The organism is Catenibacterium sp. UBA627 (assembly GCF_002299355.1).
Classification (GTDB): domain Bacteria; phylum Bacillota_I; class Bacilli_A; order Erysipelotrichales; family Coprobacillaceae; genus Catenibacterium; species Catenibacterium mitsuoka.
Map to the genome: position 1 here is coordinate 1 of NZ_DBPF01000062.1, position 5,059 is coordinate 5,059.

Annotated in this window: 6 protein-coding genes and 1 riboswitch; all 6 genes read left to right on the plus strand. The window is 33.6% G+C overall.

Features of this window, described 5'->3' with window-relative positions; translation table 11 throughout:
• The first annotated feature begins 561 nt into the window (after nt 1-561).
• The 6 genes from B2S90_RS04390 (at nt 562) to lysA (ending at nt 5,022) form a co-directional block, all read left to right on the plus strand.
• Nucleotides 562-939: a VOC family protein gene (locus B2S90_RS04390; protein ID WP_278861626.1), complete on the plus strand. Its 378-nt coding sequence runs from the start codon at nt 562-564 to the stop codon at nt 937-939.
• Nucleotides 932-1,345, plus strand: coding sequence for a hypothetical protein (locus tag B2S90_RS04395; protein ID WP_279148616.1), 414 nt, complete (start codon nt 932-934; stop codon nt 1,343-1,345). The genes B2S90_RS04390 and B2S90_RS04395 overlap by 8 nt, the downstream gene beginning before the upstream one ends.
• Nucleotides 1,346-1,360: 15 nt before the next feature.
• Nucleotides 1,361-1,530, plus strand: a riboswitch (Lysine riboswitch).
• A 72-nt stretch (nt 1,531-1,602) separates the two neighbouring features.
• Complete coding sequence (locus B2S90_RS04400) at nt 1,603-2,061, plus strand: ACT domain-containing protein (protein WP_022424590.1); 459 nt, start codon at nt 1,603-1,605, stop codon at nt 2,059-2,061.
• Between the two features lies 1 nt (nt 2,062).
• Nucleotides 2,063-2,962, plus strand: a complete 900-nt coding sequence (dapA, locus tag B2S90_RS04405) for a 4-hydroxy-tetrahydrodipicolinate synthase (protein WP_270468299.1) — start codon at nt 2,063-2,065, stop codon at nt 2,960-2,962.
• A 1-nt stretch (nt 2,963) separates the two neighbouring features.
• Nucleotides 2,964-3,710, plus strand: a complete 747-nt coding sequence (dapB, locus tag B2S90_RS04410; protein ID WP_286696588.1) for a 4-hydroxy-tetrahydrodipicolinate reductase — start codon at nt 2,964-2,966, stop codon at nt 3,708-3,710.
• 10 nt (nt 3,711-3,720) lie between these two features.
• Nucleotides 3,721-5,022 carry a diaminopimelate decarboxylase gene (gene lysA, locus B2S90_RS04415; RefSeq protein WP_286696589.1) on the plus strand — a complete coding sequence of 434 codons (1,302 nt, stop codon included), beginning with the start codon at nt 3,721-3,723 and terminating at the stop codon, nt 5,020-5,022.
• The last annotated feature ends 37 nt before the right edge of the window (nt 5,023-5,059 follow it).

Genomic DNA, 5,059 nt, shown 5'->3' on the forward strand with positions numbered 1-5,059 from the left:
TTAATAAAATTAATATTTAGTAACAAAAAAGAATCGAGGCTATTGGACAGGAAATCTCTATAAGAAGATGGTTAAAGTTATTCAAGACTAATCTATGTAGACACTTCTTATTCCAAAGATTTGATTCACGACCATAGACAAAGAAACTTGCGGCGAAACCATTGACCTGAGGTAACCAATCCACGAATAACAGAGTGGCCAACCGCCGATAAATCTGTATAGAAGTTTCTTGTCCTATGTCCTTGATTTAAAAAACAAAATAAAATGAAAAAACGGAAAAAACGAAAATCAAAGAAATGTGTTATTTCCACTTGACAATCGTCATTTCATAACAGATTATATATCATTTTTCTTAGTATTTATCAAGTGAAATGTGGCTTTTATCCCACACGCAAGCGTGTGGTTTTTTTCGCCACAAATTTATAACAGGGAGTGCAGATTTAATAGAATATATAATTGTTTTCTTATTCATGTATTACCTACCTCATTAGTTGGTTTGTATTATAATAACTATATATCATTCTTGATGTCAATGATATAATAGTAACAGGAGGTGTTCTTATGAGATTAGACACAGTACATCATATTGCGATCATTACAAAAGATTATGATCAAACAATTGACTTTTATGTCAATAAATTAGGCTTTAATATTATTAGAGAAAACAAGAGAGAGGATAAACAGGATATCAAGTTAGATCTTCAACTTGGAGATATGGAATTAGAAATATTTATTAAACCTGATGCCCCACTACATCCTTTCCCTGAAACTGCAGGACTAAGACATCTGGCTTTTAAGGTAGAAGATGTAGAAGAAACAGTCAAAGAATTAAATGCATTGGGTATTGAAACAGAACCAATCCGTTATGATACATTTACAGGCAAGAAAATGACATTTTTTAAAGATCCTGATCAATTGCCTTTAGAAATCCATGAATAAGAGAGAAGAATTATTACAAGATTACATTCGTTTATCAAGAATCCCATTTCATAATAATGTAGCTTTTGCCCATACGAAATATGAAGTAGATTGGAAAAAGACAGCTTTCACAATGTGGTTAGGTCATGTACATGGTAAACCAGTGCATTTTTATATGATGAGTTTTGATTACGATGGTATTACTTTTATGTGTTATGAGAATTTAAAGTTTATAGAAGAAGTTTATTTCTTTGATTATCAATCTGTGACAGATTTTAAAGTGAAAAAGAAAGGGGCTGAATCAGAGATGCGCTTCATGTATCAAGGGCAGGAAGTTGTATTAATGCTTCAGCGATATGCGGTAGATAGTCCCTGGATCAAAGAATATATGCACTATTTAGAAGAAAATCACTTTTTTTATGATTGATAATATGTTATTATGTTGGCAAATAGAGGTGCATGCGTTAAGAATTCGTTATTAATGGATACAGCCAGATAATGAAGGGGGAGCAAATGCCGAAGAGACAGGGAACTGTATATGAACTGTTATCTGGGGGATAAGAGAAGATCTTATTCACTGTCACAAAATATTTGTGGTGCGCTATTGAATATAATGAAGATTACTAATTATATTGCAATGGCACCATTGCAATATTTTTTTATAGAAAAATGGAGATGATGAAGATGAACAGTGTGATTACAAGATTGGAGATTGAAGAAGACATTATTCAAGTGAAGTTAATGAATGTTGAAAAGAATCCTCTCTTTGTGGCTGATGTGTTTGAAACAATTAGTCGTGAAGGTGTGAACATCGATATGATCTCATCAGTCATGCTAGAAGATGAAATGCGTATTGATTTCACATGTGATGCAAAAGCACAAAGTGCTTTAAACAAGGCTATTGAAGAAGTTAAGAAAAATCACCCACGTATTGGTGTATTTGCATCTAAGAATGTAGGTAAGCTTGTTGTAGAAGGTCATATGGAAAATGAAGTTGGTTTTGCAAGTAAGTTATTCAAAGTTCTAGGTGATAACCAAATCCCATTTGCTCAAGTGACAACAAGTGAAGTATCTATTTCATATGTTATAGAAAAGAAATATTTAAAGAAAGCATTAGAAAAGATTCAGGAGGAATTAGCATAAAATGGAACCAATTTTTGAAGGTACAGGTGTTGCATTGGTATTACCAATGTTTGAAGATGGAAGTATTGATTACGAAGGTTATAAAAGACAGGTACAGAGAATGATTGATGGTGGTGTAAAAGCATTACTTGTCAACGGAACTACTGGTGAACCTGCAACTATTGATATTGAAGATGAATTTGAACTCACTAAGATTACAGTAGAAATGGCTAAGGGTACAGGTGTAAAGGTTATTGCAGGTGCAGGTTCTAACTATACTGCACAGGCTATTAGAAAGGCTAAGTTCAATGCTGAAGCAGGTGCTGATGCAAACTTAGTTGTAACACCTTACTACAATAAGACTTCTCAGAGAGGTTTAATTGAACATTATAAGGCTGTTGCTGCTGCAAGTGATTTACCACTTATTATGTATAATGTACCAGGTAGAACTGGTATGAAGATCAGTGTAGATACAGTAGTAGAACTTGCAAAGGTTCCTAATATTGTTGCTATGAAAGATGCAACAGATGATATTGCATATGCAATGGAAGTATTAACACGTACTAAGGATATGGACTTTGATTTATATTCTGGATGTGATGATAATATTCTTCCATTTATCGCAGCAGGAGGAAAAGGTGTTATTTCAGTATTATCTAACCTTTATCCAAGAGAAACAGAAATGTTTGCACAGGCTGCATTAAAGGGTGATTTAGAACTTGCTAGAAAGATGGCTTATGATTTAAATGATGTTTCTAAATATTTATTCATTGATGTTAATCCAATCATGCCTAAGGCTGCTTTAAAGCATATGGGTGTTATTGAAAGTGATATGCTTCGTCAGCCTCTTATTCCAACTACAGAAGAAAATAAGAAGTTATTATTTGATGCAATGAAAGAATTTGAAAGCAAGGGTTATTAAGATGAAAGTATTAGTATATGGTTATGGTTTAATGGGGAAGAAAGTAGCCCATGCAGTAATGAATGATGCAGATTTAGAATTAGCTGGTGTTGTATCTCCTGTGTTTGATGTACAGCCAGAAGTACCTGCATATAAGTCATTAGATGAAGTACAGGATGATATTGATGCCATTATTGATTTCTCACATCCTGCCAATCTAGATAGCATTCTATCTTATGCATTAAAGAATAAGTGTAAAGTTGTATTCGCTACTACTGGCTTTAGTGCAGAAGACTTAAAGAAGATTGAAGAAGCATCTCATGAGATTGCCCTCTTCCAGTCTTATAACACTTCTTATGGTGTGGCTATGATGAATAAGATGGTGAGTGAATTTACGAAAGAATTCTTTGAACATCATTTTGATATTGAAATCATGGAAAAACATCATAATCAAAAGATTGATTCACCATCAGGTACTGCAGTGATGTTATATGATGGTATTAATAATGCTTTAGATGATTCATTAGAACCTACTTATGATCGTCATTCTATTCATCGTAAGAGAGAAAGAAATGAAGTAGGTATTTCATCTATAAGAGGTGGGACAATCTTTGGTGAACATACAGTAATGTTTGCAGGACAGGATGAAATCGTAGAAGTAAAGCATACAGCTCTTTCTAAAGAAGTATTTGCGAATGGTGCTGTTGCTGCATTAAAGGCATTAATGAATAAAGACAAAGGTTTATTTGATTTAAAAACATTATATTAAGGGGAATGGTATGGTATTACAGACACAGTTTGCTGATATAAAAGGCAATGATTTATATATAGATGGTATTAAAGCATCTGATCTCGCAAAGCAGTATGGCACACCACTTTATGTTATGAGTGAAGGTCATATTAGACATCAGATGAATGAATTAAAGACAAAGTTCATGGATAAGTATGAAAAGGCACTTCCATTATTTGCATCTAAGTCTTTTAGCTGTCTTGCAATCTATAAGCTTGCAAGCGAATATGGTATTGGAATTGACTGCGTATCTGCAGGAGAAATCAGTATCGCATTACGTGCTGGATTTGATCCAGATAAGATATACTTCCATGGAAACAATAAGCTTCCTTCAGAAATTGAATATGCATTAAGTCATGATGTGACTCATTTCGTAGTAGATAATTTCTATGAAATTGAAAACTGTGAACAGATTGCAGGTAAGCTAGGTAAGAAAGTCAAAGCAACTTTAAGAATTGTCCCTGGTATTAAAGCCGGTGGTCATAACTATATCATGACTGGTCATAAGGATACTAAGTTTGGCTTTAGTTCTCATTATGGTATCTATTTAAAAGCTATTCAGCGAATCTTAGAGTCTGATAATATCGAATATGAAGGAATTCATTGTCATATCGGTTCTCAGGTATTTGATTTATTCGCTTATGTGAATGCAATGCTTCAGTTCATGAAGTTCGTAAATGAAATCTATAATACATTTGGTGTTGTAACAAGTAAGATTAATGCCGGTGGTGGTTATGGTATTGCTTATACTAAACGGGATGAACCACTTGATTTTGAATCTATTACATCAGAAATCATGAAAGTTATTTATAATGAATATGATAGTCATGGTTGGGAACGTCCAGCTGTTATGATTGAACCAGGACGTTATGTTGTAGGTAATGCAGGTATTACTCTTTATACAGTAGGATGTATTAAAGAAATCCCTGATGTACGTACTTATGTCTCTATTGATGGTGGTATGTCTGATAATATCCGTACACCTTTATATGATGCGAAATATGATGGTATTGTCGCAAATAAAGCAGGAGAAACAAAAACTAAGACTGTAACAGTTGTAGGTAAGATCTGTGAAAGTGCTGATATGATTACTAAGGATTTACCAGTTACAGCTAATATTATGCCAGGAGATATTTTTGCAGTATTCTCTACAGGTGCATATAACTACTCTATGTCTTCTAATTACAACCAGTTACCTAAACCAGCTGTAGTATTCACTTATGAAGGTGAATCAAGAGTCGTTGTAAGAAGACAGACATTTGATGATCTAATTTTATTTGATGAAGAATAGTCATGAGGAGATAGCTGTTGCTATCCCCTTTTTTTAT